Source organism: Nonomuraea sp. K271 (assembly GCF_009908215.1).
Classification (GTDB): domain Bacteria; phylum Actinomycetota; class Actinomycetes; order Streptosporangiales; family Streptosporangiaceae; genus Nonomuraea; species Nonomuraea longispora.
In genome coordinates this window covers 12,378-27,255 of sequence record NZ_JAAAHR010000062.1, presented here as the reverse complement: position 1 = coordinate 27,255, position 14,878 = coordinate 12,378, and the positions used below count along the sequence as shown (strand labels likewise).

Here is a 14,878-nt window from a genome sequence, read left to right as displayed (position 1 = left end):
GCGCACGCCGTACACTGTGCGGACGAAACCTTCGGAGAGGAGACACATGCCGGCCGACGAGCAGCAGGTCCCATCGGTGTGGGCCCGGCCGCGCCCGCAGCGGCGCGACCACCCGGCGCTGAGCCGGCAGCAGATCGTCTCCGCGGCCCTCCAACTCCTCGACGCCGAGGGCATCGACGCCCTGAGCATGCGCAAGCTCGGCACCCGCCTGAACGCCGGGGCCACCTCGATGTACACGCACGTGGCCAACAAGGACGAGCTGCTGGAACTCGTCGTCGACGAGGTCTACGGCGAAGTCGAGGTTCCCGCAACCGGCGATCCGGACGGCTGGCGTACGGCCATCACCGGCTGCGCCCACAGCCTCCGCGCGACCATCCTGCGCCACCCCTGGATCGTGTCCGTGCTGGGCGAGACCGGCCTGGCCTACATGGGGCCCAACGTCACGCGGCTGATGGAAAAGATGCTGGCCGTGTTCGAGGAGGGCGGATTCGGCCTGCAGGAGGCCGACCAGGCGATGAACACCGTGGTGGCGTACGTCGTCGGCATCTCCACCAGCGAGGCCGCCACCCTGACAGCCCTGGCCCGCAGCGGGCAGAGCGAGCAGGAATGGACCGAACGCCTGCTGCCCGCCGTCGAGGAGGCCGCACGCGACCATCCACGGCTGCGCCGGCTCTACGCGGGGCAGCGGGGACGGCGGGTGCGCGAGGACCGCGACGACGGCTTTCGCCTCGGGCTGGAATGCGTCCTGGAGGGGGTGACGGCCAGGCTCACGTCGACCGGCTGAACCCCCGGCACTGTGGGCTGCGAGTCGCCCGGCTTTCCGCGTGGGCGCTGTTGCCCGTTAGCTTCGCGTGGGCGCGGTTGCCTGGGCCGAGCTGCCCCGCGCCCCGAGTACCCTTGATGCCATGGCAGCAGGCGGCAGGGGCTCGGGCAGGCCCGCGAAGAAGAAGGGCCCGTCCAAAGGCGCCGGAGGGCAGCGCCGCCGGTCGCTCGAGGGCAGGGGCGCGACCCCGCCCGCGGAGATGCGGCACTGGTACAAAGACAAGGCCCGCGCCCAGCGCGTCGCCCGCGAGGAGCGAGGAGACGGCCGCCGCGCCGCTCCCACCAAGGGCAGGCGCTCGGAAGACGCACCCGAATACATCGGGGGCCGCAACCCGGTGCTGGAGGCCCTCCAGGCCGACGTGCCCGCCAACGCCCTCTACGTGGCGCAGCGCATCGACAACGACGACCGCGTACGCGACTCCATCAAGATCGCCGCAGAACGCGGCGTCGCCCTGCTCGAAGTCACCCGCGACAAGCTCGACCGCCTGACGGAAGGCGCCGTCCACCAGGGCGTCGCCCTCCAGATCCCCGCCTACGACTACGCGCACCCGTCCGAGCTGGTGGACATCGCGCACGACGCCGCCGAATCCCCGCTGATCGTCGCCCTCGACTCGGTCACCGACCCGCGCAACCTCGGCGCCATCGCCCGCTCCGCCACCGCCTTCGGCGCCCACGGCCTGCTCATCCCCTCACGCCGCTCGGCCGGCGTCACAGGAGGCGCCTGGAAGACGTCGGCGGGAACACTCGCCACCCTGCGCGTCGCCCGCGCCGCCAACCTGACGGCCGCCCTGCGCGACTACCGCGACGCGGGCCTGTTCGTGGTCGGCCTCGACGGCGCCGGCGACACCGACATCGGCGACGCTCACCTCCTGACCGAGCCGCTCGTGGTGGTCGTCGGCTCCGAGGGCAAGGGGCTCTCTCGGCTGGTACGCGAGCAGTGCGACGTGGTGACCCGCATCCCGATGCACGCATCCACGGAGTCACTCAACGCGGGGGTGGCGGCCGGGGTGGCGCTGTACGAAGTCGCTCGTCACAGGCGTCGCCAGCGTCTACACTGATAGGCCGCGCCGACGTAGCTCAATCGGCAGAGCATCTGTCTTGTAAACAGAAGGTCAGGGGTTCGATTCCCCTCGTCGGCTCTGCAAGATGAGGCCCCTGAACTGGTGTTTCCGGTTCAGGGGCTTCGCGTTTGTCAGGACAGTATCGTGATCTGCTAACAGGAGGCCACCGCCTGGGCGAAGATGTCGGCGGCTGTGGTGGCCTGCTCGACCGGTGAGACCTGCTCAGGTCGAAGTGTGGGTGGCGTCTTAGCCGCTTCAGAACTGGGTCGTCGCATCGACGTGGGCCTGGCGTTGGATGTCTTGTTCCGTCATGCCGGAGACGTTGGTCAGGTTCGCGCCGCGCAGGTTGGCGTTGGTCAGGTTCGCGTCGCCCAGATGGGCGTCGTCCAGACCGGCGCTGGTCAGGTCCGCGTCGGTCAGGTCGGCTTCGCGCATGGTCGCGCCGGAGAGGTTCGCCGCGGTCAGGTCCGCGTTGGCCAGGATCGCCTTACTCAGGTCCGCGCGGGCCAGCCTCGCGCCGGTCAGCTTGGCACCGGGTGCGCGGATCTCCATCAGATCGATGGTGTCGACGTCCAGGTGAACATTCCGGCGGCCGACTGTGGTCAGTGCGGCCTGGATGTCGGTGGCCGGTCTCGCGGGAGGCTTCGCCGTACGTGCGGGGTCGTGTTCGCGGATGAACGCCGCCAGCACGTCGTAGACGTTCTGATGGTCGCGGGCCGAATCCCTGGCGACCCGTTCGAGGGCGTAGATGCCGCCGAGCCGTACATCGAGTTTGCCGGCGCCCAGTTGGTCGACGGCCTTCGTGTACCGGTCGGTGAACTGCCCCTGGCGTGTGGTGTCGAGGGTCTGCGCGGTGTACCACAGGCCCTGTGCGGTGAACACGACGCCGCCGATCACGACCAGCCCGGTCGCGGCCTGGATGAGGGTGTGCCTGGCGGCGTTGACCGCTTCGACACGCTCATGGGCGGTCATCGCGCGCCGCTCGGCAGGGGTGAGGTCGGCGCGCTCACCGGCCAGGCGGCGGGCCGCGGGACCGAGCAGGAAGGCGATGGCCAGGCTGGACGCTCCGGCCAGGGCGACGCCGGCGAGCGTCCATCGGGCCCAGCCGGGGAGGGGCAGTAGCACGGTCCCTCCGGCGGTGGCCGCGATCAGAGCCAGGACCGGGGAGAGCCAGAGCAACCGGCGCCCCGATGGAGGGGCTTGTGGCGCCTCGGTCTCTGCCGGTGGTGGGGCCTGCTCAGATTCGGCGGCACGTGCCGCGGCGCGCGTTTCGCGGCGGGCTCTGGCGGCTACGGCCGCGGCGATGATCTCACGGGCCGGCACCTGGGGGCGCTGCGCTTCATGCCTCAATGCAGCGCTTCGCCGCGTCCGATGAGCCGCACTCGGGACGATAGTCGATCACGATTTCCCTCGAGGCGCGCTGAGCGACCAGAGGTGGTCCCCGTCGGCGTGCCTGCTGTTCACCATGGATACCGGCGCCGATCACCGAAAGCTGTACGCTGACGGCCCCCATCGGGGCGCGTCTGCGGCGGCAAGCGTGACAAGCCCTGCTCCGACCACCGCATCGTCGACGCCACCGCCACGGTCTCGACCGGAAAGTGACACGGCCGCCGCCCTGACCATCCCCTCGAAGGGCCGGAAAGGCGGGCGGGTCGTCAGGCGTTGGATCATCATGGTGCGGGAGGAGGCCCCGTGCGAATGATGATCGTGTGCCTGTCCCTGGCGCTGCTGCCGGCCTCCTGCGGCTGGGCACAACGGGCCTCGCCCGGTGCACTCGCCGGCGGGTTCGAGGCGCGTGCGCGGGACGTGGCGGAACGCTGGCAGGGTTCGGCCGACGACAGGGCCTGGCGCCAGGGGTTCGTCGCGCTGGAAGTGCTCAACCCGCGAGGGTGGAACCACGTGGGCCGCGTCCCGGCCTGGGTGAACAGGAGCTCGCACAACGGCGCCTGGCGGCTGGCCGCCGAACTGCCCACCGATCCTCCGGCCGACGCCGAGGTGCGGTGGCCGGACGGCGCGGTCTCGCAGGTGCCGCTCATCGCGGCGGCGAGCGCGTACGAGGAGTTCAGCGAACCGGCCGGCCTCGTCGAGGAGCAGTGCCCGGCCAAGGGATGCCGTCCGCTCCGGGTGACCGGTGTGAAGCTGGGCAGGGTGCCGCTGGAGACCAGTCGCGGCACGGTCCGCGTCCCTGCCTGGATGTTCACCGTCGAGGGGGTCGAGCAGAAGAAGGTCCATGTGGCGGTCGATCCCTCGGCCGTCTCCGCCCGTCCCGAGCGGGTGGAGGGAAGCACCGAAGAGGTGATGGCGTACGACCGCGTCGCGGACAAGCCGCACGAGCTGCGGCTGCGCTACGGGTACGGTGCCTGCGACAACGTTCACGGGGTGCGCGTTCACGAAACGGACCAGGTGGTGGTGGTCGGCGTGGACAAGAAGAACACCGACCCCGGCAGGCCTTGCCCGGCGATACTCGAGTCGGTGGTGACCACGGTCGCGCTGGCCCGGCCGCTGGGTGAGCGTCTCGTGCTCGACTCCGGTACGGGGGTGCCGGTGCCGCGGGGACTGGACGGGCGCTGAACCAGAGGTTTCGCTCTGCCCTTTTCGGTTTGTGAATGAGCAGGCCCTGATCGGCTGTGTCGCCGTCAGGGGCCTGCTGTTCTCCGGTTCCCCAACCGTGTCGCGCTAAGAATGCTCATTCAGGCGGACAGGGACGCCGCCGGTTGTCTCAGAGGATCGTGATGGTGTCGACGTGCGGCGGCCTGTTCGGGAAATTCATGATGGTCCAGCGCTTGATGCGGACCTTGGCGCCGTTGTAATCGAGGTATTCGATGTCGTTGTTTCCGGTGGAGATCTGGTCGGCCCACAGGCGGACGGACAGCGTCCCCTTGTTCGCGTAGCAGCGCACGCGGGTGGCCGGCCAGGCTCCGTCATGCCCCGTGAATTTCAGCAGGTCCGTACGGTTGCCGCAGTCCACGATGTTGATGGCGTGTGCGGCGCCGGCCGGCAGGCTCGCTGCGAAGACGGCGGCCAACGCGGCCACCATGAGCGAGTTGCGCAGTGTTTTGGTTCCAGGCATCCCTATGTCTCCTGGGGTTGTGGATTATGCCCCCGACGTGCGGGCTCTATCCGGGACAGCCGATTGTTTATTCATGCCTTGCCGATTGTCAATAAAGCTGTTGATTCGGTCTTTCGGGACCGTGTGTACAAGATGTCTTTCCCGATGCGCGGTTCCGGCTGTTTTCCGGTGTATTCGAGCGGCGCGCAAGGCCTGTCAGAGGGCGAAGGCTCGCTCGACGGTGCCCGAGTCCAGTTCGACGAGGTGCGCGTCGGGAAAACGGAGGTTCGTCCAGAAGCCGCCGGGGTCCTTCAGGCCCAGCCGCGCCTTCGCCCATACGGTCATCGCCATGCCGTGGGTCGCCATCACGAGCGGGCGGCCGCCGGCGCGTACGAGCTGCTCGGTGATTCCCGCGTCGAAGCGCTCGGCGACGTCGGCTCGCGGCTCCCAGTCCGGGTGATCCGCGCCCTCGACGTAGGCGCGTCGCAGCTCCCGATAGTCGCCTTCCCACGGCTCCACCCGGGTGACCTCGTTGAATCGCCGGTCACGCGTGATCGTGTCGTAGCCGCCCAAGGTCTGCCACGCCTTCCGTTCCTCACTGGAGACCAGCCGGGCGTCCCCGGGCAGCCGGGCGACCAGCCGGCGGGCCGCCTGCCATCCCTCGGCGCTGAGCGTCCACTCGTGCGCAGGCACGGCCGGGCCGTGGGCGGGCATGGCATGGCGGACCAGAAGCAACATGGAGGGAACCTATCGAGCTCGTCGGCGACTCAGGCGAATTCGATCTCGCGCAGACCGGCTATCTGGGGTCGTTCCAGGCGGAGGAGAAGGACGTGCACGTCACCATCGTCGGCGGTCTGCACCGAGCCCACTCCGGAAGCGTGGCTCTCGTGGTCAAGGCCGGATCCAGGATCCGCAGTGTGGCCGACGTCAAGGGCAGGAAGATCGGGGTCCCGACCCTCCGGGGGCTGCCGGCGCTTCTCGGCGTGGCCATGCTGAAGCGGGGCGGGCTGGAGCCTGAAGACGTCGTCTTCGTCGAGGGCCCCTACCACTACGGGGTCAAGAACCTGGACGCCGGGATCGCGTCGGCCTTCCTGGCCGAGCCCTACCTGACCGAGGGCGTGCGGCAGGGACGTGTGGGTGCTGGAAACCGGCGCGGGAGTTCCAGGGGCTGCCCACAGCAGGCTGGATGGCCGCCGACGACTGGATCAAGGACAACCCCCATACGCCTGCGTGCCTTCCAGCGTGCGCTGGCCGGGGCACACCGCCTGATCGCGGCGGGTCCCGGGCAGGCGACGCCGGTGCTTCCCTCGTACGCCAAGGTGGTGCCGAGCGACCTCGACGGGGTCGAGCTCGGGTCGTATTCCCGCCGACCTCGACGTGCCGGCCTGCAGCCGCTGGCCGATCTGGCGCGGCGCCACTCCGTGCTCCCGAGGCCTCTCGACGTGCGGAACACCGTCATCAAGTAGGCGATCGGCGGTCAGTCCGTCCGAGGCCACAGGTCGTACGGGTCGCGCCCCGGGCGGAACCCGTTGGCCTGTGCCAGGCCCGCCGCGTCCCTGAATCCGCGGGCGACGGCCGCGGGTTCGTGGGCGTCGCTGCCGAACGTGACGGCCTCCCCGCCTTCCTCGTGCCACCACCTGACGATGGCCGCGTGCAGTGGTGTGCGCGTGTTGATCTCCAGAGCCCTGCCCGAACGGGCGGTCGTCCGCAGCGCGTGCCGGAAGTCCTCCTCGAACGCGGTCGGGTCGAACGGGCCCGCCTCCCGCTCCGGCCAGTAACGGATCGGATAGTCGATGTGGGCCAGCACGGAGAACGCCTCGCTTCCGGCGACGAGCCTGGCGACCTCGGCCAGGTAGTCGCGTACGACGTCGGCCGCGGGCCGGTGCCCGTACAGGCCGGGGGGTTCGGTGAAACCGTCACGGTGGGGGAGGCAGTGCAGGGACCCGAGCACCCGATCGAAGCGCCCGGCGGCGAGCACCTCGGCGACGGCGGCGGCGTGCCAGTGAGGTTCGCCCAGCTCCAGGCCGCTCAGGATGCGAAGGGCCGGGAAACGTTCGCGGCAGCGCTCGATCTCCTCCAGGTAGGAAGCCGGGTCGAACGCCGGCGGGGTGAGCAGCCCGTCCGGCGCGGCCAGGGTCGCGAGGTGGTCTCCGGGGGCGAGGGCGTCGAGGGCCACCGTCCAGACCGTGTGGTCGACGTGCTCGGTGAAGGCGATCGCCGTCAGCCCCAGCTCGGCCGCCCGCGCGCACGAGCGCTCCATCGACCCCCGCGGGGCGTCCCAGGACCATTCGCTGTGCACGTGGCTGTCCGCCGGCACCGTCATGCGTCACCACCCCGCAGGTGGTGCTCGGCGGTGATCGCCTTCAGGGCCTGCCGCAGGTGCGCGTAGGCGGGCTCGCCGATGGTCTCGGCGTGCCTGCGCTCGATGCCGGCGATGATCTCGTCGGCCTGGCGCTGCTGGTCGAGGCCGCGTTCGGTCGGCACCACGAGTTTGGCGCGGCGGTCGGCCGGATCTGGCCGGCGCTCCACGTAGCCGAGCGCTTCGAGCTCGTCGACCAGCCGGCCGACGATCTGCTTGTGCCGGCCCGAGAGCCGTGCGAGCTCGGTCGCGCGGACGCCGCCCGCGTCGAGGTAGGCCAGGATCGCGCCGTGGCGCGGGCTCACGTCGCCGTGCCCTCTCTCCGCGAGCCGGGCGAAGACCTCCCGCTGCAACGAGAACAACAACCGTGCGACGAGGATGCCCAGGTCGGGATCCTGCGTGATCATCCGGATGCGGTCGCCGGCTGGAGGATGCGTCACCCCGACATGGTAACCCTTCATAACAGTCATATTTTGTGATAGTCACATATTAAGACTATTTTCATGGGAAGGACGGACGATGAGCCGCACAGTCCTCATCACCGGGGCGACCGGAAGCGTGTCGAGCGCCCTGCTCGACGCCCTCGACGGCTCCGCTCTCACCCTCAGAGCGCTGGTCCGCGACCGAGCCAGGGCCGGCGCGCTGGAACGGCGCGGCATCGAGGTCGTCACCGGCGACCTGGGCGACCCGGGCACGCTGCCGCGCGCCTTCAAGGAGGTGGACGACCTGTGGTTGCTGACCGCCATGGATCCGCGAGCACCCGAGAACAGCATGAACGCGCTCTGGGCCGCCCGCCGGGCCGAAGTGCGGCGCGTCGTGCGCCTGTCGGCGATCGGCGCCGCCCACGACGCCCCGACCCGCAACGGGCGATTGCACGCCCTGTCCGACCACGAACTGCAGTCCTCCGGCCTGTGCTGGACCATCCTGCGTCCGCACGCCTTCATGCAGAACCTGCTGTGGCAGGCCGAGCGCATCGCCCACGACGGGGTCTTCTCCCTCAACATGGGGCAGGGCCGGCTCGGGATGATCGACCTGCGCGACGTCGCCGACGTCGCGGCCCACATCCTGCGCGCGGAACCGGAACGCCACCATGGCAGGATCTACACGCCGTCCGGGCCGCAGACGCTGACCTACGGCGAGGCGGCCGAACAACTCGGGCAGGTGCTCGGCAGGACGATCCGGTACGTCGCCGCCGGCGCGGAGGACGCCCGCGCGGCCATGGTCGGCAGCGGCATCTCCCCATGGCTCGCCGGGATGCTCGTCGAGTACGGGCAGGCCCTCGGCGCCGGCTTCGGCGACTACACGACGACCGACGTCGAGGACGTCACCGGCCGCCCGCCCCGCCGCTTCGCCGACTTCGCCCGCGACCACAGGGCGGCGTTCAGGTGAGCTCCGCCAGGACGGCCGCCACGGCGTCGTACGAGTCGCCGACCGCGCCGCCGAGCCGGTGGCGCTCCAGCCGCACGGCGCCGAGGTGGCGAATCTCATAGATCAGCGACCGCCACACCGCCGCGGGGCTTTCGTCCCGCTCGCCGTACGCCTCCCAGAACGCCACCCGCTCGTCCCGCTTGGACGCGGCCATCCGGATCGGCCAGTCGGCTGCCGGATCGCCCCACAACGTGCGGTCCAGGTCGAACACCCCGGAGATGACGGGCTCGGGGGCGTCCGCGGCGATCATGATGTTGACGGTCCACAGGTCCCCGCTGAGCAGACGGGGCTCGGTGATCCCGTCCAGCACGGCGGCGTGCTCGACGGCCAGCGCCGCGGCCTTACGCAGGTCGGCCGCGTCCAGGCCTAGCCCGTCCAGGTCGGCCGCGATGTCGTGCAACGACGCGGTCACCGCCTGGCTCCACGTGTCGTACGCCGGGCCCGCCACGGGGCCGAACCGGGTGCCTCGTACCGCGTGCACGGTTCTGGCGATCTTTCCGACCTGCCGGAAGAACCCCGTACGTGACCGGCGCGGATACGTCGACAGCCCTTCGGCGGCGGGAACGCCGTCGAGCAGGGTCTGCACCATGTAGTCCCGGTCGACCAGTTCGTGAGACCAGTCGGCCGCGATGACGCGGGGCATCAGCGGGGCGATCTTCGCGAGGTGCGGCAGGGTGGCGTACTCGTTGCGCATGAGCTCACGTTCGGAGACGAACTGGCGGTCGGGGGCGGGAGCGAAGCGCACGATCACCGGGCGGGTCACGCCCTCGACGGTGACGCGGTAGGTGGTGTTGTACATCCCCAGGCCCATCTCGACCGCCGACACCACGCGCGTGTCCGGGCCGAGCGCGCGGCGGCAGACCGCCTGGATCCGGTCGGCGCTCACCGACTGCTGGAACGATCCTGCGGGACGCTCGATCGGCTGGACATCCATCCGTTCATCCTGGTGTATGGGGGTGGCGGGGAGGTGTGGTGCCTCGTGGTCCGGTGGCCCGGGGTGAAAACCGCGTGACATTTGATGGCGATTGTCGGAATGTTGAGCGCGGTCGATGAGTTTTGTCGGTGGCACAGGTCAATCTGTGCATGACAACGACTTCTTGCGAGACCCCCGAGACCCGGGGCCGGGATGCCGGCCGCGACGACGTCTCGTCCCACAACCCTGATCGAGGTGCCGTGCCCAGCCCATTGCTCGACTCGCCTGCCAGACCCGCGACCGCCGTCAAGGGTCGCACCCCGCCCGTGATCCGGTTGCTGGTGCTGGCCACGTTCGTGGTCATCCTCAACGAGACGATCATGATCAACGCGATCCCGCAGTTGATGAGCGCGTTGCACATCACCGAGCAGACCGCGCAGTGGCTCTCGACCGCCTTCATGCTGACCATGGCCGCGGTGATCCCGATCACCGGTTGGTTCCTGCAGCGGGTGTCCACCCGCACCGCCTACACCGTCGCCATGGGGTTGTTCCTGGCCGGCACGGCGCTGGCCGCCGTGGCGCCGTCGTTCACCGTGCTGCTGGCCGCCCGCATCGTCCAGGCGTCGGGGACGGCCGTGATGATGCCGCTGCTGATGACCACGTTGATGCAGGTGGTGCCCGAGGAGGACCGCGGCCGGGTGATGGGCAACGTCAGCCTGGCCATCTCGGTGGCGCCCGCGATGGGCCCGACGGTCTCCGGCGTGATCCTGCAGTTCGGATCGTGGCGGCTGCTGTTCGCCGTGGTGCTGCCCATCGCCGCCGCGGTGACCTGGGGCGGGCTGAGGCAGCTCAAGAACGTCGGAGAGCCCCGCTACAGCACCGTCGACTGGTTGAGCGTGGTGACCGCGGCCGCGGGCTTCGGCGGCCTGGTCTACGGGCTCAGCCGGTTCGAGGGCGGCGACGCCCGCGTCGCGGGCGCCATCGTGGCCGCTGGCGTGGTGTCCATCGCCGTGTTCGTCGTCCGTCAGCTGTCGCTGCAGAAGCGCGGCGTGCCGCTGCTGGACCTGCGCACCCTGCGCCACCGCACCTACACGGCCGCGCTGATCATGATGTCGGTGGCGTTCATGGCGATGCTCGGCTCCATGATCCTGCTGCCGCTCTACCTGCAGAACGTCCGTGAGCTCAGCGCCCTGGAGACCGGGCTGCTCGTCATGCCGGGCGGGCTCGCGATGGGGCTGCTCGGCCCGACCGTGGGCCGGCTGTTCGACCGGTTCGGCGGCCGTGTGCTGGTCATCCCCGGCTCCATCGGCATCATGCTCGCGCTCATCGGCTTCACCCAGGTCACGATGACCACGCCGATCTGGCAGCTCCTCGGCATGCACGCGCTGCTGATGGTGAGCCTGGCCGCGACGTTCACCCCGGTGTTCACCCTCGCGCTCGGAGCGGTTCCGTCGTCGCTCTACTCCCACGCCAGCTCGATCCTGAGCACGTTGCAGCAGGTCGCCGCCGCCATGGGCACCGCGCTCGTGATCACCGTGATGAGCGCGCGGGCCGACGCCCTGCGCTCGGAGGGGGTCACGGAGGCGCTCGCCAACCTCGGCGGCATGCAACTGGCCTTCATCATCGGCGCGGTGTTGTCCGTGGTCGTGGTCGGCACCGCCCTGCTCCTGCCGGCCCGGGCGGGCAACAGCGTCCCGTCCGGCGCGCCGGACGGGGCGGAGAGCTGAGCCCGGCCGCCGGCCGCAACGTTGCCGTCGACGTCACACGGGGAATGGTCGAGACATGGAATCGGCTGATGGCGGAAAGCTGCAGGATCTCCTCGACGAACAGTCCGTCTACTACCGGGCGGTCGCCACGGAGTACGAACTCCACGCCCTTCCCTTCCCCGGGGGCTCCGAGCTGTCGGAGGCGCTCGACACGTTCCGGCCGGCCGGCAGCGTGCTCGAACTCGCCTGCGGCCCCGGCATCTGGACCACCCGCCTGCTCCGGCACGCCACCGACGTCACCGCCCTCGACGCCTCCCCGGAGATGCTCGCCCTCGCCAGGCAACGGGTGGGTGAGGACGAGCGGGTGCGGTTCGAGCGGGTCGACCTGTTCCGCTGGCGGCCGGAGCGCTGTTACGACGTCGTCTTCTTCGGGTTCTGGTTGTCGCACGTCCCGCCGGAGCACTTCGTGTCGTTCTGGTCGATGGTGGGCGACTGCCTGAGGCCGGACGGGCGGGTGTTCTTCGTCGACGACTTCTACCGGACCGGCGACGAGCTCATCGAGGGCGAGCAGTCCGTGACCGTGCGACGCCGGCTCATCGACGGCACCGCCTACCGCATCGTCAAGGTCCCGCACCGCCCGGCAGACCTCCAACGACAGCTCGAACGCATCGGATGGCGCATTGCCGTCCACACGACGGCGGGGCCGTTCTACTGGGGAGCGGGGACGCGGGCCTGACGGCGGCTTCGGCCGCGGCGATCACGGCCGGCGCCAGGCGTACCCATCGCAGGACGACATCCGCATGGTCGCAGCGGGCGACGGCCTACAGTGAGGCCATCACGTCCCCGACCCGGCGGGAGTCCCATGAACATCCGCGTGTACCGCAACGCCGCCATCCACCCCGGAACCGGCACGACCCCGCCGGCCCGGGCCATGGCCGTCCGAGGCGAGACGCTGCTGGCCGTCGGCAGCGAGGCGGACGTGCGCGAGGCCGCGGGGCCGGGCGCGGAGCTGATCGACCTGGAGGGCGCCGCCGTCCTGCCCGGCCTCTACGACGCCCACATCCACACCGCCCAGTACGCCCAGAGCCTGGACGCGGTCGACCTGCGCGAGGTGCGCACCCTCGACGAGGCCCTGACCAGGGTGGCCGCGCACGCCGCCAGGCTGCGACCGGGCGCCTGGCTGTTCGGCGGCCGGTGGGACAGCAACACCTGGGACCCGCCCGCCCAGCCGGACAGGTACGCCCTGGACTCGGTCTGCCCCGACTTGCCGGTGGCGCTGCCCAGCGCCGACGGCCACACGGTCTGGGCCAACTCCGCGGCCCTGCGTCTGGTCGGCATCGACGCGGGCACCCCTGACCCGGTGGGCGGCGAGATCGTCAGGGACGCGGACGGGGAGCCCACCGGCATCCTGCGGGAGGCGGCGTCGTATCCGCTGCGCGACCTCATGGTCTCCGCCGACCTGACCGACCTGCTCCGCGCCGCCCAGGAGGACCTGCTCTCGCTCGGCCTGACCAGTGTGCACGACATAGACGGCGAGGACTGCCGGGCCGCCTACCTGGAGCTGCGCGAAAAGGGCGAGCTGAAGCTGCGCGTGCACAAGGCGATCCCGGCGACCCACCTGGAGGCAGCCATCGACGAGGGCCGCCGCACCGGGCAGGGCGACGACTGGTTCCGCACGGGGCCGGTGAAGATCTTCAGTGACGGCGCGCTCGGCTCGCACACCTGCCACATGAGCGAGCCGTTCGCCGGCGACCAGGGCAACGCCGGCATCGCGGTCACGCCGTACGACGAGCTGGTCAAGTTGTTCGGCAGGGCCGCGGGCGCCGGCATCGCGGTGGCCACGCACGCCATCGGCGACCGCGCCAACCGCCTGGTCATCGACGCCTACGAGGCCATCGGCCGCACGCCCCTTCTGCGGCACCGCATCGAGCACGCCCAGCACCTGCGGCCCGGGGACCTGGCGAGGATGGCCGGGCTGGGCGTCGCCGCCTCCATGCAGCCCGTGCACTGCACCAGCGACATCGACCTGGTCGACGCGCTGCTGGCCGGCCACGGAGTGGCGTCCTACGCCTGGCGCGGGATGCTGGACAACGGTGTCGCCCTGGCCTTCGGCTCCGACGCCCCCGTGGAGCACCCCAACCCGTTCGCCGCGCTTCACGCCGCGGTCACGCGTACCCGCCCCGACGGCACGCCCTCCGGCGGCTGGCAGCCCGAGCAGCGGCTGAGCATGGCCGAGGCCATCACCGCGCACACGCTGGGCGCGGCCTACGCGGCGGGCGAGGAGGAGCGCAAGGGCACCCTCGCGCCCGGCATGCTGGCCGACTTCATCGCGGTGGACACCGACCCCTACCGGGAGTCGCCGGACGCGGTGCTGCGCACCAAGGTCATGACCACCGTCGTCGGCGGCGAGGTCCGCTGGCAGCGAAGCTGAGGCAGGACCGGAGAGCTGATGGCGTTCGGCGAGCCCACCCCATCCGTGGGAATGACCCGGTCGCCCGGCGGAACGGCCGCCTGACCACGGCGTATATCGGGTCCCGTATCGCCGGATGATCGGTATCGCTATTAGACATCGTGTCGCCGCATCTGCTTGGCTCCTTGCTCGCCGACAGCCGACAAGCAGAGGATCCGACATGCGACACGCCCGCACCCGTACGATCGCGTCCGCCCTGGCGGCCTCCCTCCTGGTCGGGGGGGCCACGACCCCGGCGGCGCAGGCGGCGGTGCCCCACGCCGGCCAGGTCAAGAAGGACCTGCGCAGCCTGGAGGTGTCGTTCAAGGGCAGGATCGGGGCGTACGCGCTGGACACGGCCACCGGTAAGACCGTGACGTACCGGGCGGGCGAGCGCTTCCCGATGTTGTCGACCTTCAAGGCGCCCCTCTGCGCGGCGGTGTTGCGGAAGGCCCGCACCTCCAAGCCGGGCCTGATGAACCGGCTCATCAGGTGGACGGCCGCCGACATGAAGCCCAATTCGCCGGTCACCGAGAAGCATGTCAAGGACGGGCTGACCGTCTCCCAGCTGTGCGAGGCGGCCGTCACCATGAGCGACGGCACGGCGTCCAACCTGCTGCTCAAGCAGGTCGGCGGGCCGAAGGGGTTGACGAGGTACTTCCGTACGCTGAAGGACGCGACGTCCCGGATGGACCGCTGGCACCCCGAGCTGAACGACTGGACGCCCAAGGACAAGCGCGACACCACCACGCCCGCCGCCATCGGCCGGGACCTGCGCGTGCTCACGGTGGGCCGGGCGCTGCACGCCAAGGACCGCAGGCAGTTGCTGGCCTGGCTGCTGGCGAACAAGACAGGCGGTGAGCGCATCCGCGCCGGCCTGCCCAAATCCTGGACGGTGGCCGACAAGACCGGCACCAACTCCGACGGCTTCGGCGGCGGGAACGACATCGCGGTCGTCTGGCCCAAGAAGGGCGCCGCGCCGGTCATCATGTCGATCTACACCAACCGCACCAAGGGCCTGCCCACCGACAACAAGACCATCGCGAAGACCGCCACCATCCTGGCGCGGGCGCTCGGCAAGCTTTAGCGTT

Annotated in this window: 15 protein-coding genes and 1 tRNA gene; 10 read left to right on the top strand and 6 right to left on the bottom strand. The window is 70.5% G+C overall.

Features of this window, described 5'->3' with window-relative positions; genetic code table 11:
- Positions 1-46: 46 nt before the first annotated feature.
- The 3 genes from GUY59_RS22005 (at position 47) to GUY59_RS21995 (ending at position 1,961) form a co-directional block, all read left to right on the top strand.
- The gene (locus GUY59_RS22005) at positions 47-784 is read left to right on the top strand and encodes a TetR/AcrR family transcriptional regulator (RefSeq protein WP_138201470.1); all 738 of its coding nucleotides are present in this window, start codon (positions 47-49) and stop codon (positions 782-784) included.
- A gap of 121 nt (positions 785-905) precedes the next feature.
- Complete coding sequence (gene rlmB / locus GUY59_RS22000) at positions 906-1,880, top strand: 23S rRNA (guanosine(2251)-2'-O)-methyltransferase RlmB (protein WP_138201469.1); 975 nt, start codon at positions 906-908, stop codon at positions 1,878-1,880.
- An 8-nt stretch (positions 1,881-1,888) separates the two neighbouring features.
- Positions 1,889-1,961 (top strand) — tRNA-Thr (locus tag GUY59_RS21995).
- A gap of 177 nt (positions 1,962-2,138) precedes the next feature.
- On the opposite strand, the gene GUY59_RS21990 is transcribed toward GUY59_RS21995, so the two are convergent.
- Positions 2,139-3,008 carry a pentapeptide repeat-containing protein gene (locus GUY59_RS21990; protein WP_138201468.1) on the bottom strand — a complete coding sequence of 290 codons (870 nt, stop codon included), beginning with the start codon at positions 3,006-3,008 and terminating at the stop codon, positions 2,139-2,141.
- A 567-nt stretch (positions 3,009-3,575) separates the two neighbouring features.
- On the opposite strand from GUY59_RS21990, the gene GUY59_RS21985 reads away from it, so the two are divergent.
- Entirely contained in the window at positions 3,576-4,454 is an 879-nt protein-coding gene (locus tag GUY59_RS21985) for a hypothetical protein (protein WP_138201467.1), read from the top strand.
- Between the two features lie 148 nt (positions 4,455-4,602).
- Here the strand turns inward: GUY59_RS21985 and GUY59_RS21980 are convergent, their stop codons facing one another.
- Together GUY59_RS21980 and GUY59_RS21975 are read right to left on the bottom strand one after the other, a co-directional pair.
- Positions 4,603-4,953 (bottom strand): beta/gamma crystallin domain-containing protein, encoded by a 351-nt coding sequence (locus tag GUY59_RS21980; RefSeq protein ID WP_138201466.1) that lies wholly within the window; start codon positions 4,951-4,953, stop codon positions 4,603-4,605.
- Between the two features lie 195 nt (positions 4,954-5,148).
- Positions 5,149-5,670: a histidine phosphatase family protein gene (locus tag GUY59_RS21975; RefSeq protein ID WP_138201465.1), complete on the bottom strand. Its 522-nt coding sequence runs from the start codon at positions 5,668-5,670 to the stop codon at positions 5,149-5,151.
- Positions 5,671-5,681: 11 nt separating this feature from the next.
- Between GUY59_RS21975 and GUY59_RS21970 the strand changes: the two genes are divergently transcribed.
- Entirely contained in the window at positions 5,682-6,398 is a 717-nt protein-coding gene (locus tag GUY59_RS21970; RefSeq protein WP_138201464.1) for an ABC transporter substrate-binding protein, read from the top strand.
- A gap of 11 nt (positions 6,399-6,409) precedes the next feature.
- On the opposite strand, the gene GUY59_RS21965 is transcribed toward GUY59_RS21970, so the two are convergent.
- Together GUY59_RS21965 and GUY59_RS50055 are read right to left on the bottom strand one after the other, a co-directional pair.
- A complete protein-coding gene (locus GUY59_RS21965; RefSeq protein WP_138201463.1) occupies positions 6,410-7,255 on the bottom strand; it encodes a PHP domain-containing protein in 846 nt (281 codons plus the stop codon).
- Positions 7,252-7,731: a MarR family winged helix-turn-helix transcriptional regulator gene (locus tag GUY59_RS50055; protein WP_289513991.1), complete on the bottom strand. Its 480-nt coding sequence runs from the start codon at positions 7,729-7,731 to the stop codon at positions 7,252-7,254. The genes GUY59_RS21965 and GUY59_RS50055 overlap by 4 nt, the downstream gene beginning before the upstream one ends.
- A gap of 79 nt (positions 7,732-7,810) precedes the next feature.
- Between GUY59_RS50055 and GUY59_RS21955 the strand changes: the two genes are divergently transcribed.
- The gene (locus tag GUY59_RS21955; RefSeq protein ID WP_138201462.1) at positions 7,811-8,680 is read left to right on the top strand and encodes an NAD(P)H-binding protein; all 870 of its coding nucleotides are present in this window, start codon (positions 7,811-7,813) and stop codon (positions 8,678-8,680) included.
- Here GUY59_RS21955 and GUY59_RS21950 read toward each other — a convergent pair.
- Positions 8,673-9,653 carry a phosphotransferase family protein gene (locus GUY59_RS21950; RefSeq protein WP_138201461.1) on the bottom strand — a complete coding sequence of 327 codons (981 nt, stop codon included), beginning with the start codon at positions 9,651-9,653 and terminating at the stop codon, positions 8,673-8,675. The two genes, GUY59_RS21955 and GUY59_RS21950, sit on opposite strands and share 8 nt — an antisense overlap.
- Before the next feature lie 239 nt (positions 9,654-9,892).
- Here GUY59_RS21950 and GUY59_RS21945 point away from each other — a divergent pair, with 239 nt between their 5' ends.
- From GUY59_RS21945 to bla, 4 genes are all read left to right on the top strand, one after another.
- Positions 9,893-11,359, top strand: coding sequence for an MDR family MFS transporter (locus GUY59_RS21945; protein WP_252374965.1), 1,467 nt, complete (start codon positions 9,893-9,895; stop codon positions 11,357-11,359).
- A 55-nt stretch (positions 11,360-11,414) separates the two neighbouring features.
- Positions 11,415-12,074: a class I SAM-dependent methyltransferase gene (locus GUY59_RS21940; RefSeq protein ID WP_138201459.1), complete on the top strand. Its 660-nt coding sequence runs from the start codon at positions 11,415-11,417 to the stop codon at positions 12,072-12,074.
- Between the two features lie 126 nt (positions 12,075-12,200).
- Positions 12,201-13,769, top strand: a complete 1,569-nt coding sequence (locus tag GUY59_RS21935; protein ID WP_138201458.1) for an amidohydrolase — start codon at positions 12,201-12,203, stop codon at positions 13,767-13,769.
- A gap of 199 nt (positions 13,770-13,968) precedes the next feature.
- Positions 13,969-14,874 (top strand): class A beta-lactamase, encoded by a 906-nt coding sequence (bla, locus tag GUY59_RS21930; RefSeq protein WP_138201457.1) that lies wholly within the window; start codon positions 13,969-13,971, stop codon positions 14,872-14,874.
- Positions 14,875-14,878: the final 4 nt, after the last annotated feature.

Bases quoted from the DNA above. Each gene is read 5' to 3' on its own strand.
- GUY59_RS21965 (WP_138201463.1), bottom strand. From the start codon at position 7,255: ATGACGGTGCCGGCGGACAGCCACGTGCACAGCGAATGGTCCTGGGAC.
- GUY59_RS21950 (WP_138201461.1), bottom strand. From the start codon at position 9,653: ATGGATGTCCAGCCGATCGAGCGTCCCGCAGGATCGTTCCAGCAGTCG.
- GUY59_RS22005 (WP_138201470.1), top strand. From the start codon at position 47: ATGCCGGCCGACGAGCAGCAGGTCCCATCGGTGTGGGCCCGGCCGCGC.
- GUY59_RS21940 (WP_138201459.1), top strand. From the start codon at position 11,415: ATGGAATCGGCTGATGGCGGAAAGCTGCAGGATCTCCTCGACGAACAG.
- GUY59_RS21975 (WP_138201465.1), bottom strand. From the start codon at position 5,670: ATGTTGCTTCTGGTCCGCCATGCCATGCCCGCCCACGGCCCGGCCGTG.
- GUY59_RS21980 (WP_138201466.1), bottom strand. From the start codon at position 4,953: ATGCCTGGAACCAAAACACTGCGCAACTCGCTCATGGTGGCCGCGTTG.
- GUY59_RS21935 (WP_138201458.1), top strand. From the start codon at position 12,201: ATGAACATCCGCGTGTACCGCAACGCCGCCATCCACCCCGGAACCGGC.
- rlmB (WP_138201469.1), top strand. From the start codon at position 906: ATGGCAGCAGGCGGCAGGGGCTCGGGCAGGCCCGCGAAGAAGAAGGGC.
- GUY59_RS21955 (WP_138201462.1), top strand. From the start codon at position 7,811: ATGAGCCGCACAGTCCTCATCACCGGGGCGACCGGAAGCGTGTCGAGC.
- bla (WP_138201457.1), top strand. From the start codon at position 13,969: ATGCGACACGCCCGCACCCGTACGATCGCGTCCGCCCTGGCGGCCTCC.